Annotated in this window: 18 protein-coding genes; 5 read left to right on the top strand and 13 right to left on the bottom strand. The window is 66.9% G+C overall.

The features are described from left to right. Positions 1-12: 12 nt before the first annotated feature. Both AC1DUN_RS02560 and AC1DUN_RS02565 read right to left on the bottom strand, forming a co-directional pair. Positions 13-1,149 carry an anhydro-N-acetylmuramic acid kinase gene (locus tag AC1DUN_RS02560; RefSeq protein WP_477712576.1) on the bottom strand — a complete coding sequence of 379 codons (1,137 nt, stop codon included), beginning with the start codon at positions 1,147-1,149 and terminating at the stop codon, positions 13-15. Between the two features lie 23 nt (positions 1,150-1,172). Next, positions 1,173-2,537, bottom strand: coding sequence for a peptidoglycan DD-metalloendopeptidase family protein (locus tag AC1DUN_RS02565; protein WP_477712577.1), 1,365 nt, complete (start codon positions 2,535-2,537; stop codon positions 1,173-1,175). 225 nt (positions 2,538-2,762) lie between these two features. On the opposite strand from AC1DUN_RS02565, the gene tyrS reads away from it, so the two are divergent. Further along, positions 2,763-3,995 carry a tyrosine--tRNA ligase gene (gene tyrS, locus AC1DUN_RS02570; RefSeq protein WP_477712578.1) on the top strand — a complete coding sequence of 411 codons (1,233 nt, stop codon included), beginning with the start codon at positions 2,763-2,765 and terminating at the stop codon, positions 3,993-3,995. 25 nt (positions 3,996-4,020) lie between these two features. On the opposite strand, the gene AC1DUN_RS02575 is transcribed toward tyrS, so the two are convergent. From AC1DUN_RS02575 to AC1DUN_RS02585, 3 genes are all read right to left on the bottom strand, one after another. Further along, positions 4,021-4,635, bottom strand: a complete 615-nt coding sequence (locus AC1DUN_RS02575) for an OmpA family protein (RefSeq protein ID WP_477712579.1) — start codon at positions 4,633-4,635, stop codon at positions 4,021-4,023. Further along, positions 4,632-5,168, bottom strand: a complete 537-nt coding sequence (locus AC1DUN_RS02580) for a FecR family protein (RefSeq protein ID WP_477712580.1) — start codon at positions 5,166-5,168, stop codon at positions 4,632-4,634. Before AC1DUN_RS02580 ends, AC1DUN_RS02575 begins: the two co-directional genes overlap by 4 nt. 81 nt (positions 5,169-5,249) lie before the next feature. After that, a complete protein-coding gene (locus AC1DUN_RS02585) occupies positions 5,250-5,651 on the bottom strand; it encodes a cupin domain-containing protein (RefSeq protein ID WP_477712581.1) in 402 nt (133 codons plus the stop codon). A 135-nt stretch (positions 5,652-5,786) separates the two neighbouring features. Here AC1DUN_RS02585 and AC1DUN_RS02590 point away from each other — a divergent pair, with 135 nt between their 5' ends. The 4 genes from AC1DUN_RS02590 to AC1DUN_RS02605 all read left to right on the top strand — a co-directional run bounded on the left by AC1DUN_RS02590 (position 5,787) and on the right by AC1DUN_RS02605 (position 8,752). Beyond that, complete coding sequence (locus AC1DUN_RS02590) at positions 5,787-6,701, top strand: cation diffusion facilitator family transporter (RefSeq protein ID WP_477712582.1); 915 nt, start codon at positions 5,787-5,789, stop codon at positions 6,699-6,701. Positions 6,702-6,778: 77 nt separating this feature from the next. After that, a complete protein-coding gene (locus AC1DUN_RS02595; RefSeq protein ID WP_477712583.1) occupies positions 6,779-7,531 on the top strand; it encodes a molybdate ABC transporter substrate-binding protein in 753 nt (250 codons plus the stop codon). After that, entirely contained in the window at positions 7,531-7,980 is a 450-nt protein-coding gene (gene dtd, locus AC1DUN_RS02600) for a D-aminoacyl-tRNA deacylase (RefSeq protein WP_477712584.1), read from the top strand. The genes AC1DUN_RS02595 and dtd overlap by 1 nt, the downstream gene beginning before the upstream one ends. 91 nt (positions 7,981-8,071) lie before the next feature. Beyond that, positions 8,072-8,752, top strand: a complete 681-nt coding sequence (locus tag AC1DUN_RS02605; RefSeq protein WP_477712585.1) for a hypothetical protein — start codon at positions 8,072-8,074, stop codon at positions 8,750-8,752. Positions 8,753-8,760: 8 nt separating this feature from the next. Here AC1DUN_RS02605 and ybeY read toward each other — a convergent pair whose 3' ends face one another. From ybeY to AC1DUN_RS02645, 8 genes are all read right to left on the bottom strand, one after another. Next, positions 8,761-9,216 carry an rRNA maturation RNase YbeY gene (gene ybeY / locus AC1DUN_RS02610; RefSeq protein ID WP_477712586.1) on the bottom strand — a complete coding sequence of 152 codons (456 nt, stop codon included), beginning with the start codon at positions 9,214-9,216 and terminating at the stop codon, positions 8,761-8,763. Beyond that, positions 9,206-10,219: a PhoH family protein gene (locus AC1DUN_RS02615; protein ID WP_477712587.1), complete on the bottom strand. Its 1,014-nt coding sequence runs from the start codon at positions 10,217-10,219 to the stop codon at positions 9,206-9,208. The genes ybeY and AC1DUN_RS02615 overlap by 11 nt, the downstream gene beginning before the upstream one ends. Positions 10,220-10,348: 129 nt before the next feature. Continuing rightward, entirely contained in the window at positions 10,349-11,302 is a 954-nt protein-coding gene (locus AC1DUN_RS02620) for a phosphatidate cytidylyltransferase (RefSeq protein WP_477712588.1), read from the bottom strand. After that, entirely contained in the window at positions 11,299-11,979 is a 681-nt protein-coding gene (locus AC1DUN_RS02625) for a lysophospholipid acyltransferase family protein (protein WP_477712589.1), read from the bottom strand. Before AC1DUN_RS02625 ends, AC1DUN_RS02620 begins: the two co-directional genes overlap by 4 nt. A gap of 31 nt (positions 11,980-12,010) precedes the next feature. After that, positions 12,011-12,445 (bottom strand): hypothetical protein, encoded by a 435-nt coding sequence (locus AC1DUN_RS02630; protein WP_477712590.1) that lies wholly within the window; start codon positions 12,443-12,445, stop codon positions 12,011-12,013. Then, positions 12,442-13,767 carry a phosphatase PAP2/dual specificity phosphatase family protein gene (locus AC1DUN_RS02635; RefSeq protein WP_477712591.1) on the bottom strand — a complete coding sequence of 442 codons (1,326 nt, stop codon included), beginning with the start codon at positions 13,765-13,767 and terminating at the stop codon, positions 12,442-12,444. The genes AC1DUN_RS02630 and AC1DUN_RS02635 overlap by 4 nt, the downstream gene beginning before the upstream one ends. Next, on the bottom strand, positions 13,764-15,524 hold the full coding sequence (locus tag AC1DUN_RS02640) for a bifunctional alpha/beta hydrolase/class I SAM-dependent methyltransferase (protein ID WP_477712592.1): 1,761 nt from the start codon (positions 15,522-15,524) through the stop codon (positions 13,764-13,766). Before AC1DUN_RS02640 ends, AC1DUN_RS02635 begins: the two co-directional genes overlap by 4 nt. After that, positions 15,525-16,163 (bottom strand): CDP-alcohol phosphatidyltransferase family protein, encoded by a 639-nt coding sequence (locus AC1DUN_RS02645; protein WP_477712593.1) that lies wholly within the window; start codon positions 16,161-16,163, stop codon positions 15,525-15,527. Positions 16,164-16,216 lie beyond the last annotated feature (53 nt).

The raw sequence follows: 16,216 nt of genomic DNA on the forward strand, positions 1-16,216 counted from the left end.
AACAAGTTCCGGCTAGGCCGGGTAGACCGCGCCCAGCACCCTCAGGCCGCGCGCACCCGTCACGCTGGGCAGGTTGCCCGGCTTGCCCAGCACCAGTTGCCGCGCCAGCCAGGCGAAAGCCGCGGCTTCCACCTGCAACGGCGGCAGGCCGTGCTGGTCGGAGGTGCTGACGCGCAGCGCCGGCAAACCGGCCTGCAGGCGCGCCAGCAGGTGGGTGTTGAAGGCGCCGCCGCCGCACACGATTAACGATTCGCTGCCCTGCCCATAGGCGCTCACGCCCAGGATGCAGGCCCTGGCGGTGAACTCGGTCAAAGTGTTCTGGATGTCCTGGGGCCGCTCGCCGGCAAAAGGCTGGAGTTTGCCGGCCAGCCAGGCCTGGCTGAACAGGTCGCGGCCCGTGCTTTTGGGAATCGGCTGCGAGAAATAAGGTTCATCGAGCAGGCGGTCCAGCAGCGCGGGCAGCAGCGTGCCGCCGGCCGCCCAGGCGCCGCCGGCGTCGTAAGCCTGGCCGGTGTGCTGCCGGCACCAGGCATCCATGAGCGCGTTGCCGGGCCCGCAGTCAAAGCCCAGCACCGGCGAGGCGCCTGCCTGGGGCAGCACGCTGAGGTTGGAAATGCCGCCCAGGTTGAGCACGCAGACCGTGGCGTCCTCGCGGCCGAAAACACCCTGGTGAAAAGCCGGCACCAGCGGCGCGCCCTGCCCGCCCGCGGCCACGTCGCGGCTGCGGAAATCGGCCGCCACACGGATGCCTGTGAGCTCGGCCAGCAGGGCCGGGTTGTTCAACTGCAGTGTGTAGCCCGCACCCGCGGGTTCGCTTGATGTTCTTTGCGGCTGGTGCCGCACGGTCTGGCCATGCGCGCCTATGGCCTGGATGTCCAGCGGCGAGATGTCTTGCGCCGCGGCCTGGGCCAGCAGCGCGGCCACAACCTTGGCATACACCGCGGCAATCTGGTTGCCGGCCAGGGCGGCGCGGTGCAGTTCGTTGGGAGACGGCGCGTTCAGCGCCAGCAGTTCGGCGTGGAAGGCCGCGCTGAAAGCTTCGGTCGCGGCGGCAAGGACCTTCGGCTTATCGCCCTCAAACGCCACCAGAACGCCGTCGGCACCGTCGAGCGAGGTGCCTGACATCAGGCCTATGTAGTAATCCAGCATGCGGCTATTCTGCCGCAAGCCGGTTATTCAGCGCGCGTTTGGGTGATGCTGGCTGCCGCGAGGAGCTGAGTCCTCACGCCCACCGCAAGCTGCTTGAACAGCGGCATGGAAGCCGCAGCGACCGGAATGGCCTCGCTTTGTTTGGCGATCATCATCGGGTCCTGGTGCACGCCGTTGACGCGGAATTCGAAATGCAGGTGCGGGCCGGTGGCCCAGCCGGTGCTGCCGACCAGGCCTATGGTCTGGCCCTGGCTCACGTTCTGGCCTTTTTGCACCATGAGCTTGCTCAGGTGGGCATAGACGGTTTCATGGCCGTTGCGGTGGCGGACGAAGACCACGTTGCCGTAGCCGTTCTGCACGCCGGAGAACTCGACCACACCGTCGCCCACGGTGCGCGCGGGCGTGCCGGTGGGTGACGCGAAATCGGTGCCCAGGTGGGCGCGCCACTTTTGCAGAATGGGGTGAAAGCGCATCGAAAAGCCGCTGCTGATGCGCGAGAACTCGACCGGCGAGCTCAGGTAGGCGCGGCGCAAGCTCTGGCCGTCGAGTGTGTAATAGCCGCCTTTCTGGGCGGCGCCGTTGGCGTCCAGGCCCGGGGGCTGGAACCACATGGCCTGGTAGGGCTTGCCGGCGTTGACGAATTCTGCCGAGAGCACGCGGCCGGTGCGCAGCGGCTCGCCGTCGGCTTCCAGGGATTCATAGACCACGTTGAAGCGGTCGCCCTTGCGCAGCGCGCGGCGGAAATCGATGTCGCTGGAGAAAATTTCTGCGATCTGCACGGCCACGCCGTCGGGAATACGCGCATCGTCGGTCGCGGCGAACAGCGAAGTTTGGATGCTGCCGCTGGACAGGCGCGCGGTGGCGACATAGGGCGCGGTTTCAACGCGGGAGGTGAAGCCGGTGGCGCCGCGCTCGACGACCAGGCGCTTGAAGGTCGTTTCGTCGTCGGTGGGCCAGCGCATGCTGAGCTTGAGCAGTTGCTGGCTGTCGCTGGCTTCAGCCGTCACGTTCTTGCCGGCGCGGCCCGACAGCAGCAGGCGCGCGTTGGCGTCGCTGCGCAGGAAGGCGGCGGCCGCGCTGTCATCGATGTTCAGGCGCTTGAGCAGGGAGTCGGCGGTGTCGCTGCTGCGCGTGCTTTCAGTGCGGAAGAGCTTGAAGCGGAAATCGGTCAGGGAATCGGTCTGGGCCTGCGTGGGCAGGGACTCCACCGCTTCGAGCACCTGGCGCACCGGCAGGTCGGCGGCATCGGGCGCCATGGGCGCGACACCGAAGGCCGTGACACCGGTGCCCAGCAGCAGGACTGCGAGGCTGGCGGCAACACGTTTGGGGTGGCGGCGAAGGCTGTGGGCGACGGGAAGCAGTATCTGGGAAGGGATTGGCAGTTTCAAGACAAAATTCCCAACAAAAATGCATCGGACGCTGCGAAGCGCCGGACTGCTGTATAAAACATGGAGAGCTTTGATGGCCAGCCCTGGATAAAGGGGTGGGGCCTGAGCCATCCAGACGATGTGGTTCCTGATTAGCAATTTGCAGGCCAACTAAAATGGCGCGCTGGATGCAGGAGAGCCGCCAGTATATCTGTCGGACAACCCCCCGACATGTGAAAAACCCTTATGAATCAAGCGCTTGTTACAAAATACCCCATCACCGACCGTGTAAAGATGGGCCTCGCGACCACCCTGAGAGGCTGCGAAGAACTGATTCCGGAAAACGATTGGATACAAAAACTGGCCAAATCCGAGGCCACCGGGGTTCCGCTGCGCATCAAGCTGGGCCTGGATCCGACCGCGCCTGACATTCATGTCGGCCACACCGTGGTGCTGAACAAAATGCGTCAGCTCCAGGATTTGGGCCATACAGTCATTTTTCTTATAGGCGACTTCACCAGCCTGATCGGCGACCCTTCGGGCCGCAACAGCACGCGCCCACCGCTCACGCCCGAGCAGATCAAGGTCAATGCCGAGACCTACCGCGCGCAGGCCGACAAGATCCTGGACCCCACCAAGACCGAGCTGCGCTACAACAGCGAATGGAGCGAGCCACTGGGCGCCACCGGCATGATCCAGCTGGCCTCGCGCTACACCGTGGCCCGCATGATGGAGCGCAACGACTTCCACGACCGCTTCAAGGCCGGCACGCCCATCAGCGTGCACGAGTTTTTGTACCCGCTGATGCAGGGCTACGACTCGGTGGCGCTCAAGAGCGACCTTGAGCTCGGCGGCACCGACCAGAAGTTCAACCTCCTGATGGGCCGCCACCTGCAGCAGGAATATGGACAGGAGCCGCAGTGCATCCTGACCATGCCGCTGCTCGAGGGCCTGGACGGCATTGAAAAAATGTCCAAGAGCAAGAACAACTACATCGGCATCAGCGAGGACGCCAACACCATGTTCGCCAAGGTGCTGTCGATCTCCGACGTGCTGATGTGGAAGTGGTACACGCTGCTGTCCTTCAAGAGCGAAGCCGATATCGCGGCCCTCAAAGCCGAGGTCGACGGCGGGCGCAATCCCAAGGATGCCAAGGTGGCGCTGGCCAAGGAAATCACCGCGCGCTTTCACTCGGCCGCCGCGGCCGATGCCGCGGAGCAGGACTTCATCAACCGCAGCAAGGGCGGCGTGCCCGACGAGATTCCCGAGGTGTCGCTGACCGGCGCGCCCATGGGCATAGGCGCGCTGCTCAAGGCTGCCGGCCTGGCGCCTTCGGGCAGCGAAGCCACGCGCCTGATCGACGGCGGCGGCGTACGCGTGGACTCCAGCGTGGTCAGCGACAAGGCGCTCAAGCTGGCGGCCGGCACCTATGTGCTGCAGGTCGGCAAGCGCAAGTTCGCCCGCGTGACGCTGGGCTGAACGCCCGCCGGCAGCCTCCCCCGCTTTAACGAACCTCGATGGTGACGCGCCGGTTGCGCGGCTCGTCGACCTCATCGGCCGTCGGCACGGCAAGCTCGCGCTCGCCCCGCCCGGCCGCCTCGATGCGGGCTGGCGGGAACTGGCGTTCGGCCAGCATCTGGCGCACCTGCTGCGCGCGCTGCGCCGAGAGGGCGTCGTTGCTGGCGCCCGAGCCCACGGTGTCGGTATGGCCGGTGATCACCATGTCGCCGCCGCTGCGGGCCAGCGCCGCGGCCAGCACCTGTTCCAGCACTTCTTGCGATTCGGCCGTGAGCACCGTGCCGCCGGCATCGAAATACAGCGTGTAGCGCTGCGGCTTGGGCGGCGCCATCTCGAACAGCGAGCGGTGTTCGGCCTGCACCTTGGCCGGGTCGGCCTGGTCCAGCCGCGGCGCGCCGCCGGCACCCGAGGCCGCGGTGGCGCGCTGGTAGGGCTGGGACACGGTGGTCTCGGCGCCGGCACCGGCCTTGGCGCGCACCACCACGGCGGACGGCGCACCGCCTTCCTGCGGCAACAGCACCACGCGGGTACTGGGGGCCGAACAGGCCGCCAGCAGCAAGGCCAGCGCGACGGGGAAAAGAAGGGAAGGACGGCCGCTCATGGCTGCTCATCCGCCTGCACGATGAAGTCCGTCCCGCGCACGCCGACAAAAGCAAATTGCGTTTCGATGCGCACCGCTTCAGGGTGCGACTTGCCGAGCAGGCCGGTGATCATGCGCAGCGAGCCCTTGAGCAGCGAGGCCAGCAAATTGCCGTCATGGGTGGTGGCGTCAAAGCTGAAGGCCTTGAGTTCCATCTGCGAAGACGGCCCGAGCACCAGCGTGCTGCCGTCGCGCAGCACCAGGCTGGCGGCGGAGTCGGGGCCGGTCGTGATGCGCCCACCGGGCAGCAGCGCGTCGCCGGCCTGCGCCGCTCGCGCCGCCTCGCCTGGCGCTTGCAGCAGCTGCACGCCGCCTTTGAGGGTCTTGAGGAAGCCGGCTTGCCGAACCGCCGCTTCAACAGGGGCGGCCGGCGCGGCCGCAAGGCCTGGGGCTTCGGGGACGGGGGATGAGGTGTTTGGCGACGGGGCCTGCGCGTGCGCGCCGGCCGCAGCCAGCGCCAGCGCGGTGGCTGCGATCAGATGCGGATAGGACATTGTTGTTTTTACTCCGGCGGCCATTGTCGCATCGGCGACCGGAGCTTGCAGCGCCCAGGCGGCGGCGCCTGCCGCGCGGCTTCAAGGTGCGGGCGAGGCCAGCGGCTTGCCTTTTTCGACAACGTAAACGCCGACCAGCTTGATGGGCGCATTGGTGGTGTTGTGGGCGTCGTGCACCACGCCGGCCGGAATGACGAAGGACTCGCCCGCCTTGACCTGGCGCGGCGGCTGGCCGTCGATCAGCAGGGTGGCCTCGCCTTCGAGCACATAGCTGATTTCATCGCCGGGATGGGTGTGGCGGCCGGCCTTGGCGCCGGGCGCCACGTCGACGCGGGCCACCACGGCCTCGCGCCCGGGCACGGACACGTCGGCCTTGCCGACAAGCGTGCGCGTCAGGCCCGAGGCCTGCGCGAACAGGGCGCCGGCCGACACGGCCAGCACGGTGCCCAGCACCAGGGCGAAGCTGCGTTTCTGGATTTTCATGGCTGTTTCCTCAGGAGTGGTTCGTTGTGTTTGATCAGGCGCAGCGATTGCGGCGCGCACCCATGCTAGCGGCCGTGCCGGGCACCGGCCTTGGGAACAACCCTTGGCGCCATCACCGTCGTACACAATAGCGCCATGAACTCGACCACCTTCCAGGCCCTGACGCCGCAGCGCATGCTGCTGGCCTCTGTGGCTGTCGCGGTCCTTACCATCGCGCTGAAGACCACGGCCTGGTACATCACCGGCTCGGTGGGGCTGCTGTCGGATGCGATGGAGTCTTTCGTCAACCTGGCCAGCGCGCTGTTCGGCCTGGCCATGGTCACCATCGCGCAGCGGCCCGCCGACGACGACCACCCCTACGGCCACCACAAGGCCGAGTATTTCTCCTCCGGTTTTGAGGGCGCGCTGATCATAGGCGCGGCGGCCGCCATCATCTGGGCCGCGGCCCATCGCATCCAGAACCCGCAGCCGCTCGAAAAAATGGGCTGGGGCCTGGCGCTGGCGGTAGGCAGCTCGGCCCTCAACGGCCTGCTGGCCTGGGTGATGTTCCGCGTGGCCAGGACGCACCGCTCGATCGCGCTGGAGGCGGATGCCAGGCACCTGGTGACCGACGTCTGGACCTCGGCGGGCGTGGTGGTCGGCATAGGCGCCGTGATCGCGACAGGCTGGCTCTGGCTGGACGCCGTGGTGGCCATAGGCGTGGCCATCAATATCCTCTGGGAAGGCTGCCGGCTGGTGTGGCGCTCTTCGCAAGGCCTGATGGACGAAGCCGTGGAGCCCGAGGTGATGGCCGAGATCCAGAAAGTGCTGCAAGGCTTCGCCCACCCCACCATCCGCTTTGACCACCTCAGCACGCGCCGCGCCGGCCAGCGGCGCTTTGTCGACCTGCACATGCACATGCCGGCCAGCTGGTCGCTGGGGAGGGCCGCGGCGGTGCGCGCCAGCGTCGAGCAGGCCCTGATGAGCGCCGTGCCCGGCCTGCGCGCCACCATCCAGCTACTGCCCAGCGATGTGGAAGCGCATTTTGACGACGAGGCCGATCTCATCTGAAGGCCGGCCTCTTTTTTCGATACTCCCCCGATAATTTCCCAGCCCCTTCTCGCCCTTTTTCTCGCCCAGGAGCTTCCATGAAACGCATCTTGCTTCCCGTCCAGGCCCTTGCCTGCGCGCTGTTGGCCTTTACGGCGCATGCGGCGGACATCGCGGTCCTCAGCGCCGGCGCCATAGAGCCGGGCCTGAAGGCCGCGGCCGCCGCGTTTGAAAAGCAGACGGGCCACGGCGTGAAAATCACGTTCAATACCGCGCCCGAACTCAAAAAACGCATGGAATCCAACCCGGCCTTCGACGTCGTGATCGCGCCGCCCGCCGTGATCGGCGAATTCGCCTCGGCCAGCAAGCTGGCCGAAACACGCGCCAACGTCGGCCGTGTCGGCATGGGCGTGGCCGTGCGTGAAGGCGCGGCCGCGCCTGACATCAGCAGCGCCGAGGCGCTCAAGCGCTCGGTGCTGGCCGCCGACTCGCTGGTGTTCAACCGCGCCTCCACCGGCTTGTACCTCGAAGGCCTGCTCAAGAAGATGGACGTCTATGCGCAGGTCGAGGGCAAAACCACGCGCTACCCCGACGGCGCCGCCGTGATGGAACACGTCATCAAGGGCAAGGGCCAGGAAATCGGCTTCGGCGCGATCACCGAAATCCTGCTCTACCGGGGCAAGGGCCTGAAGTTCGTCGGCCCGGTGCCGGCCGAGGTGCAGAACTACACCGCTTACACCGCCGCGCCGCTGGCCTCCGGCAAGCAACAGGAACTGGCCCAGCAGTTCGTGAGTTTTCTCGCAGGGCCGGTGGGCAAACCGTTGTTTGTCGCCGCCGGCGTGGGCGACTGATGAAGGCGCTGCTGCAGCGTGTGGCTGAGGCCCGCGTGGTGATCGAGGGCGAGACCGCCGGGCAGATCGGGCCCGGGCTGCTGGTGCTGGTGTGCGCCGAGCGCGGCGATAGCGAAGCACAGGCCGACAAGCTGCTGGCCAAGATACTCAAGCTGCGCATCTTTTCCGACGAGGCGGGCAAGATGAACCAGTCGGTGCAGGACGTCCGGGGCGGCCTGCTCGTTGTCAGCCAGTTCACGCTGGCCGCCGACGCCTCGGGCGGCAACCGGCCCAGCTTCACCGGCGCGGCGGCGCCCGACGAAGGCCGCCGGCTCTACGACTACTTTGTCGCCCAGGCACGGGCACTGCATCCGGAAGTGCAAACCGGGCGGTTTGCCGCCGACATGAAGGTGCACCTGGTCAATGACGGGCCGGTGACCATCCCGCTGCGGATTGACCCGGCAGCCTGAAAAGCGGGGCTGAGGTATAAACCGGCAGGAGAGTTGACCGGCCAGCGAGTCCCCGCGGCCGGCGCCGCACCGTAAATTTTTCAGGTTGACCATGATCCGTTTTGTCGTCGCCACACGCACCAGTTTTGATAATTTTTTCACCGGCACCGCGCTGGGCCGCTCCCTGGCCCTCTACTACCCTCTGGGCGGGGTGCAGGTGCGGATATTTGAGAACAACACGGCCGGCTTGCCCTCGGTCTATAACCAGGCCATTGAGGAAGCGCGGGAAAAACCCGCGCTGCTGGTCTTCTGCCATGACGACCTGCACCTTTGCGACTTTTTCTGGGGCGACCGCATTCGCGAAGGGCTCGCGAAATACGACATCATCGGCCTTGCCGGCAACCTGCGCCGCGTACCGCGCCAGCCGGGATGGGCTTTTGTGGATGAAAATTTCACCTGGGACGCCAAGGAAAACCTGAGCGGCGTGGTGGCCCACGGCAACAGCTTCCCGCCGCCCAACCTGAGCGTCTTTGGCCCGTCTGGCCTGCCGGTCAAGCTGCTGGACGGCCTGCTGCTGGCCTGCGACAGCCAGCTGATGATCGAGAAAAACCTGCGCTTTGACGAGCGCTTTGATTTCCATTTTTACGATCTCGATTTTTGCCGCGAGGCGGAGCGGCTGGGGCTCAGCATGGGCACCTGGCCGATTTCCGTGGTGCATGAAAGCGGCGGCGGCTTCGGCGGCCCGAGCTGGAGCGCCGGCTACGCGGCTTACCTGGACAAGTGGAAGTCCTGAGCGAAAGCTCAGCGATACGGGTTTTTAAAACCCAGCCCCGCCAGGATGCGGATTTCCTCCGCCTCCATGGCCTGGGCGTCTTGCTCGCCGGTTTCATGGTCCCAGCCCTGGGCATGCAAGGTTCCGTGCACCAGCATATGGGCGTAGTGGGCCTGCAGCGTCTTCTTGTTGTCTTTTGCTTCCTGGGCCACCACGGGCGCGYACAGCACCAGGTCGGCCGTCACCACCGGCTCCTGCGTGTAATCGAAAGTCAGCACATTGGTGGCGTAGTCGCGCCGGCGGTAGTCGCGGTTCAGCGCCCGGCCTTCCTCGGCATCGACGATGCGCACGGTGATCTCGCCGTCCTGCGCGAGCGCGTGGCGTATCCAGCGGGCCACGCTGTGGCGCGGCAGGGCCGCGCGGTGGCGTGCAGCGTTCTTCAGTTCGCCAAACTGCAGCGACAGGCTGAGCTGCTTAAGAGCCATTGCGGCTCCTTGCGCTGGCGCGGCGGGCCGGTGCGGCGACGGGTTCGGCGGCTTCCTCAACCGGTGCAACCAGGCTGGGGGATTTGTCGTACGCGTCAACGATGCGCGCCACCAGCGGGTGGCGTACCACGTCGGCGCTGGTCAGGCGGGTGATGGCAATGCCCTTGACGCGCTTGAGCACGCGCTCGGCGTCCACCAGGCCGCTGAGCTGCGTGCGCGGCAAGTCCACCTGGCTCACGTCGCCCGTCACCACCGCCTTGCTGCCGAAGCCTATGCGCGTGAGAAACATCTTCATCTGCTCGGGCGTGGTGTTTTGCGCCTCATCGAGGATGACAAAGGCATGGTTCAGCGTGCGGCCGCGCATGAAGGCCAGCGGTGCGATCTCGATCTGCTGGCGCTCAAAAGCCTTTTGCACGCGCTCAAAACCCATCAGCTCGTGCAGCGCGTCGTACAGCGGGCGCAGGTAAGGGTCCACCTTCTGGCTCAGGTCGCCCGGCAAAAAGCCCAGGCGCTCGCCGGCCTCAACCGCGGGGCGCGTCAGCACGATGCGCTGCACGGTGCTGCGCTCCAGCGCATCGACCGCGCAGGCCACGGCCAGGTAGGTTTTTCCGGTGCCGGCCGGCCCTATGCCGAAGGTGATGTCGTGCGTGGCGATGTTTTCCAGGTAGGTGCCCTGGTTGTTGGTGCGAGCGCGCAGGTCGGCGCGCCGGGTCGACAGCGCGATGCCGCCGTCGGGCGCGGTGCTCAGGGCCGTGTCGCCGGCCAGCATCAGCTGCACGGTTTCGGGTTCTATGGGCCGCTGGGCGATCTCGTACAGGGCCTGCAGCACTTCCAGCGCCAAAGTCGCCTTGACCTTGGTGCCGTCGATCTTGAACTGCTCAAAGCGGTGCGCGATCGTGACGTCCAGCGCCGCCTCTATGGTGCGGATATGGCTGTCCATGGGCCCGCACAAATGGCCCATGCGGGTGTTGTTGGGCGGCGTGAAGGTGTGGCGAAGGATCAAGGTCGGGCTTTCCGGGGGGTTGCACCTGGCCTGGCCGGCTGGATACAGGCAGATGGGTGATTGTCTCTCCAATATCAAGGCCGCGGGGCGCGCCGGGTTTGCGCCCGGGCGGGCGGCGCGGGGCGGCCCTTACGGCACCCACCAATAGCGCAGCGCGTGGAAGTAGATGGGCGCCGCGAACACCACCGAATCCAGCCTGTCCAGCATGCCGCCATGGCCTTCGATCATGGTGCCCCAGTCTTTCACGCCGCGGTCGCGTTTGATGGCCGACATCACCAGGCCGCCGAAAAATCCCATCATGCAGATGGTGAGCGCCATCAGCGCCGCCTGCCCGGGGTTAAAAGGCGTCGTCCAGTAAAGCGCAGCCCCCAGGGCGGTGGCGCTGGCAACACCGCCGACCAGGCCCTCCCAGGTTTTCGACGGTGACAGCTCGGGCGCCACCTTGCGCTTGCCGAAAAGCTTGCCCCAGACGTACTGCAGCACGTCGCTGCCCTGCACCACGATCACCAGAAAGGCGATCAGGAGCAGGTTGCGCCCTTCAAACCCCGGGATTTGCAGCGTGAGCAGCGCCGGTACATGGCTGATGCAGAACACGCAGATCATCAGGCCCCACTGCACTTTCGAGGTGCGTTCCAGAAAGCGCTTGGTGTCGCCACCCACCGCCGCGAGTATGGGCAGCACCAGGAAGGCATAGACCGGGATGAAGATGGAGTACAGCCCGTACCAGTCGATCCAGATCAGGAAATACTGCACCGGCAGCGCGATGAAGAACGCGACCGCGATCGCCAGGTGGTCGCCGCGCCGCGTGTAGGCCAGGCTCATGAATTCGCGCAGCGCGTAGAAAGAGATCAGGTAGAACAGCACGATCACGCCGTTCTTGCCGCAGGCAAAGGACAGGCCGATGACACCTATCATCACCCACCAGGCATTGACGCGGGAATTGAGGTTGTCGATCACCGAATGCGGCTCGCCGCGCGCGACGCGCCACTTGAGCAGCGCGCCTATGCTGGAGGCCAGCAGCAGCACGCCGAAGACACCGCCGAAAAGCATCAGTGTGGTTTGGGTGGAAGCGGAAAGGTTCATGGCGTTGTGTCCTCCGCCCGGTCGTATTCCGGCCGCAAGTCCAGCATGGCCTTGCGCGCACGCGCGATAAAGGTATTTTTATCCTCGCCCTCGGCGAGCGCTATGGGCGCGCCGTAGCGCACGGTGCAGGCCAGCGGAATGGGCACCAGCGTGCCCTTGGGCAGAACGCGCTTCAAGTTTTCTATCCAGACCGGCACCAGCCGCACCTGCGGGCAGGCGCGCGTCAGGTGGTAGAGCCCGCTTTTGAGCGGCAGCAGCACTTCGTCGCCGGTGTTGCGCGTGCCTTCGGGAAACATGATCAGCGAGTCCCCGGCGAGCAGCGCTTCGGTCATCTGCCCGACCGGGTCGGAGCCGGGCTGGCCGGCGGCGCCATCGCGCCGGATCATCAGCGCGTTGAACACGTCATTGCCGATAAAGCGCCGCAGTGCCGACGCTTCCCAGTAATCCTGGCCCGCCACCGGCCGCGTGATGGCGCGCAGGTCCGCCGGCAGCGTGGCCCACAGCAGCACGAAGTCGCCATGGCTGGTGTGATTGGCGAAATAAAGCGTCTGCTCCGCCTTGGGCGTCGTGCCGCTCCAGATGGCGCGCACGCCGGTCAGCAGCCGGGCGGCCAGCACGATCAGCCACGCGGATGCGGACGCCGCCAGGCCCAGGCCGCTTTGAGGGGATCTACTCATGAAAACAAGTCCTTTCAAAGGGGATGCGCGTTCAGCGCAGGTCCTGGGTGAGCAGCGCCAGCAGGAACAGGCTGCTCTGGCAGGCCACGGCGATGCCGTGGCGCTGCAACAGTTGCCTGGCCCCCGCCACCCGGTCTTCCAGCGCGCGCGGCTGGCCGTCTGCCGGGCGCAAGCCCAGCCGCTGCAGCGCGCTGTCCAGATCGCTCAGTGACGCGATGGCGCCGCCGGCCAGGTCTTTGAACAGGCCGGCGTCGAAATACAGCCGGAAGGCGAGGTAGCGTTCCAGTACACCGACCAACGCCACCGCGCCAAAACCCAGCGCGGACAGCAGGGGCAACGAACGCCCGGTGAGCGCCAGAACGGCGATGGCCACCACGCTCAGGGCCAGCCCCCATGCGGCCGGCACGCGGGCGGCCTGCAGCAGCCTGGCCGTGGCGGTGCACAGGGCGCGGTCCGTGTCGCTCATAGTGCCGTCCGGCGGGTGGCCTGGTCCAGCGCCTGCTGCCACGCCGCGCCCAGCACAATTTGCGGCCGCGCCTGGCGTACCAGCCCTTCGGCCTGGACCAGGCTTGCGGCCGCGCCGTGCAGGCGCAGCCAGGTGATGATGGCGGCGGCGCTGCGCGAGAACCCGAGCGCGCAGCACACCCACACCGCCTTGCCGGTGCGGCGCTGGCCGTCTATCACGCCGGCCACGCGTCGCAGGGCCGGCGGCGCCGGCACAGCCAGGTCCAGCAAGGGCACGCAGTGCGCGCCCTCCACGGTCGGCAGCTGCAATTCGGCACTGAGGCTGACCAGCCGGGGCCGCCCCGCGGCCTCCCATTCGGCGAGGGTCGGAATGCGCCCCAAGCGCAAGCCCGGCGCGACCTCGACCGATGCCGGCAGCCGGCGCGTCCACAGCCGCGCATTGACCGCGGCGCCCAGCCGGTAGGGCGCCAGCAGCCAGCGCGCGGCCCAGCGCATGCGCCCGCGCCTGTCCATCTGGAAGCCGCGTGCGCCCAGGCCCGCATAGTTCAATGCCACCAGCGCCAGCGACGCGGCCGGCCAGGTGAGCCAAAGGCCCATGCCGCCAAGGGCAAGCGCCGCGGCCAGGAACGCCAGCGCCCCCGCGGCGTAAAGCCCCGCCAGCTTCCAGCGCCGCCCCTCGCGCGCCAGGCGCCAGCCCTGCGGCAGCGACGCCACCCGTTCAAGCGGCCACAGCCACACGCAGACCAGCCCGAGCAGCGCGCCGGTCGGAATATCGATGAAATGGTGCTGCCAGGTCGTGAGCACCGACGCGCAGATCGCAAAGGCCCACAGGTGCAGCACGGCGCGCGCCCAGGCAGCGCTTATCAGGCGGCGGTACCAGTCCCACAGGATGACGGCCAGCGCAATATGCAGCGAAGGGGCCTGGTTAAAAGGCTGGTCGAAACTGCGCAGCGCATTGAACAGAAAGGCCGGCGCGCCGCTGACCTCCGGCTGGCCGAAACTGAAACGCAGCGGCCACAACACAAAACAGGCCACCGCCAGGCAAGTCGCGGTCAGCAGCCGCGCGCCGTGCCGGTCCAGGGTGTGGCGGTCGCGCGCCAGGAAGGGCGACAGCGCGTAAAAGACGTTGATCGTCCAGTAGGGAAAAATGGTCCACGGCCAGAACGGCAGCGAGCGCTCCCAGTCGAAGGCCAGCGTCGGCACCACCGCGCGGGAGGCGGCCCACCAGTTGGCAAAACCGTAGGCGGCGTAAAACAGCGGCCCCAGCAGCGCCAGCCACGCGGCCGCGCGCTTCCAGGGCCGTCGCGCGAACCAGCTTGTCATGCGCCGCGACGTACCGCGAGGGAAACCGTGAAGATGCCCCATTCGTCGATGCGCTGGGCGATCTTGCGAAAACCCGCCTCCTCCACCAGCTGGTCCATCTCGGCCTGGGTGCGGCGGCGCATGACCCAGGCTTCGCCCTGGCGGTGGCTGGTGAGCGCGCGCGCGATCATTTCCAGCTGCGGATGCCAGGGCTGGCCCGTGTAGACCAGGTAGCCCCCCTCTTGCACCGCATCGCCGACACCGGCGAGCGAGCGGCGCACCATGGCGTTGTCGGGAAAGAGCTCGTAAAGCCCGGAAACCACCGCCAGCGTCGGCCGCGGCACGACGCCCGCCAGGCTGTCGCGGTCGAAGGCGTCGGCCTGCACGAACTGCGCGACGCCGGCAAGTCCTTTTTCCGCGATCAAGGCGCGGCCGTCGCGCACGTTGATGTCGCTGTAATCGCGCAGCAGGATGGAAGCCGGCTTTACAGGGCTGGACAGCACGGCGTCCATCACATAACGGCCGTGGCCGGCGGCGATGTCCATCAGCCGCACCTCGCGGTGCTGCGCGGCCAGGCGCTCCATGGCCTCGCGCAGCAACTCCTCGACATGAATCTTGCGCTGGCGGATGCCGCGCCAGCCTATCGAATTGAGGTAGGTCTTGTCGATGTTGCGGCCCAGCGGGCCCGCGCCTTCGGGCTGGTTGCGGTAGACATAGTCCAGCGTGCTGCCGGAATCAAAACCCGTGTCATGGCCCAGCTTGACGCCGCGCGAAAGCAGGCCGCCCAGACGCAGGCCGGCGCGGGTCAGTGCCCAGTAAGCGCCGCGCGGCGACAAGGGTGAGAGCGGCTCTGCCAGCGCGTGCGATTCGTCGGCCGTTTCACCGCGCAGGTGGGCTTCGCGCAGGTCGACAGCCGGTGTGGGGGCGTCAAAGCGCTCCAGGATGAAGTTGCGTATGCCCAGCACCACCGGTGCGCGGTCCTTTTCGCCGAGCGTGTCGTGAAAAAACCCGGGCAGCTCGGTCCTGGTCTTCACGGCGCTGCCCAGGCGCTCGAAGAAGCGGTGCTGCGGCTTGTGGTGCACGACCCAGTCGGCGCCGGAGATCAGCAGCTGCACCGGCTGCGTGATGGCGTTGGCGTCCGCCACGATGCGGTCCGAGGTGGCGTACAGGTCCAGCAGGATGTTGACCGCGATGGGGCGCGAAATCAGGGGGTCGCTTTCGTAGCTCGCGATGCGCGCGGGATCGTGCGTGAGGAACTTCGCCTTGACGTAGCTGTTGACAAAAAACAGGCCGCGCAGCTTGTGCATCAATGCCAGCCCGGCGCGCGCGAAAGGCACGTAGAGCTTGACCTTGAAAGCCGGCGAAGCCAGCGTGAGGCCGCGAACCTTGGGCGCGTAATCGTGCGCCCAGGTCGCGATCAGCACCGCCCCCACGCTTTGGGCGATGACGTGGATATCGCGCTCCGGCACGCCGTGCGCCTCGCCGATGTGGTCGATAAAGGTCTGCACGTCGCGCACCGAGGTCGCGAAGCTGGGGCTGTAGCCGCGCTGGCCCGGTGAGCGGCCGTGGCCGCGCGCGTCCCAGGCGAAAAAGTCGAAATCGGGAAGCTGGAGTTCATCCACCAGGTGCGCCATGCGCGCGCCGTGCTCGTGGCCGCGGTGGAACAGCACAACGGCGCCACGCCTCGGGCCCTGCGTGGCGGGCCAGTGCCGGTAAAACAGGGATTGCCCGTCGTGCGTGCTGAAGTGGCGTTCGTCGGGGGTGCGGGAAGTGCTCATTCAGTCCTTGGAAGTGTTGTGGGTGTGAATTGCAGGCGCCTTGGCCTCGGCCACGGCCAGGCGCGTCCGGTTGACGATGGTCCATGCGATGAGCGCGGCAAGCAGCGGCATCAGCCAGGCGGCCCATGCGGGCAAGGGCCAGCCCGCCGCGACATACAGCGCCAGCGCACCGAAGACAAAAGCCCGGTCGCTTTTGCCAAGGGGACCGTCATAGCGGCGCGATGCGCCTATGGTGGGCCCGAGCGCACCCGCAAATTCGCTGAGGCCGGCCAGCATGATCACCGCGCCAAGCCAGAAAGGACTGAAGGGCGCCACCAGGGCAAAAGGCAGGTACAGCGCGGCATCCGACACCACGTCCGTCAATTCGTTGAGAAAAGCGCCCAGGGGGCTTTGCTGGCCGTGCTCGCGCGCCAGCATGCCGTCAATGGCGTTGAAGCCCATGCGCACAAGCATCCACACGGCAATCAGGGCGAAAGCGGCTGCTGAAGGCTGCGCGAAGAACAGCCACAGGCCCAGGGCCGTTGAGATCACGCAAGCGGCCAGCGTGACCTGGTTCGCTGTCACGCCCAAGGCGTGCAGCCAGCCCACCAGCGGCCTGAGCAGGGCCTGGAAACGCGGCTTCAATCGATAGATCGACATTTCTTTTGACTCCCCCTCTTTCGTCGGATTCTATAGAGGGCCGCGTTCTCACG

This window comes from Polaromonas sp. P4_F6 (assembly GCF_056401275.1).

Bases quoted from the DNA above. Each gene is read 5' to 3' on its own strand.
- AC1DUN_RS02560 (WP_477712576.1), bottom strand. From the start codon at position 1,149: ATGCTGGATTACTACATAGGCCTGATGTCAGGCACCTCGCTCGACGGT.
- tyrS (WP_477712578.1), top strand. From the start codon at position 2,763: ATGAATCAAGCGCTTGTTACAAAATACCCCATCACCGACCGTGTAAAG.
- AC1DUN_RS02575 (WP_477712579.1), bottom strand. From the start codon at position 4,635: ATGAGCGGCCGTCCTTCCCTTCTTTTCCCCGTCGCGCTGGCCTTGCTG.
- AC1DUN_RS02580 (WP_477712580.1), bottom strand. From the start codon at position 5,168: ATGTCCTATCCGCATCTGATCGCAGCCACCGCGCTGGCGCTGGCTGCG.
- AC1DUN_RS02585 (WP_477712581.1), bottom strand. From the start codon at position 5,651: ATGAAAATCCAGAAACGCAGCTTCGCCCTGGTGCTGGGCACCGTGCTG.
- AC1DUN_RS02590 (WP_477712582.1), top strand. From the start codon at position 5,787: ATGAACTCGACCACCTTCCAGGCCCTGACGCCGCAGCGCATGCTGCTG.
- AC1DUN_RS02595 (WP_477712583.1), top strand. From the start codon at position 6,779: ATGAAACGCATCTTGCTTCCCGTCCAGGCCCTTGCCTGCGCGCTGTTG.
- dtd (WP_477712584.1), top strand. From the start codon at position 7,531: ATGAAGGCGCTGCTGCAGCGTGTGGCTGAGGCCCGCGTGGTGATCGAG.
- AC1DUN_RS02605 (WP_477712585.1), top strand. From the start codon at position 8,072: ATGATCCGTTTTGTCGTCGCCACACGCACCAGTTTTGATAATTTTTTC.
- AC1DUN_RS02620 (WP_477712588.1), bottom strand. From the start codon at position 11,302: ATGAACCTTTCCGCTTCCACCCAAACCACACTGATGCTTTTCGGCGGT.
- AC1DUN_RS02625 (WP_477712589.1), bottom strand. From the start codon at position 11,979: ATGAGTAGATCCCCTCAAAGCGGCCTGGGCCTGGCGGCGTCCGCATCC.
- AC1DUN_RS02630 (WP_477712590.1), bottom strand. From the start codon at position 12,445: ATGAGCGACACGGACCGCGCCCTGTGCACCGCCACGGCCAGGCTGCTG.
- AC1DUN_RS02635 (WP_477712591.1), bottom strand. From the start codon at position 13,767: ATGACAAGCTGGTTCGCGCGACGGCCCTGGAAGCGCGCGGCCGCGTGG.
- AC1DUN_RS02640 (WP_477712592.1), bottom strand. From the start codon at position 15,524: ATGAGCACTTCCCGCACCCCCGACGAACGCCACTTCAGCACGCACGAC.
- AC1DUN_RS02645 (WP_477712593.1), bottom strand. From the start codon at position 16,163: ATGTCGATCTATCGATTGAAGCCGCGTTTCCAGGCCCTGCTCAGGCCG.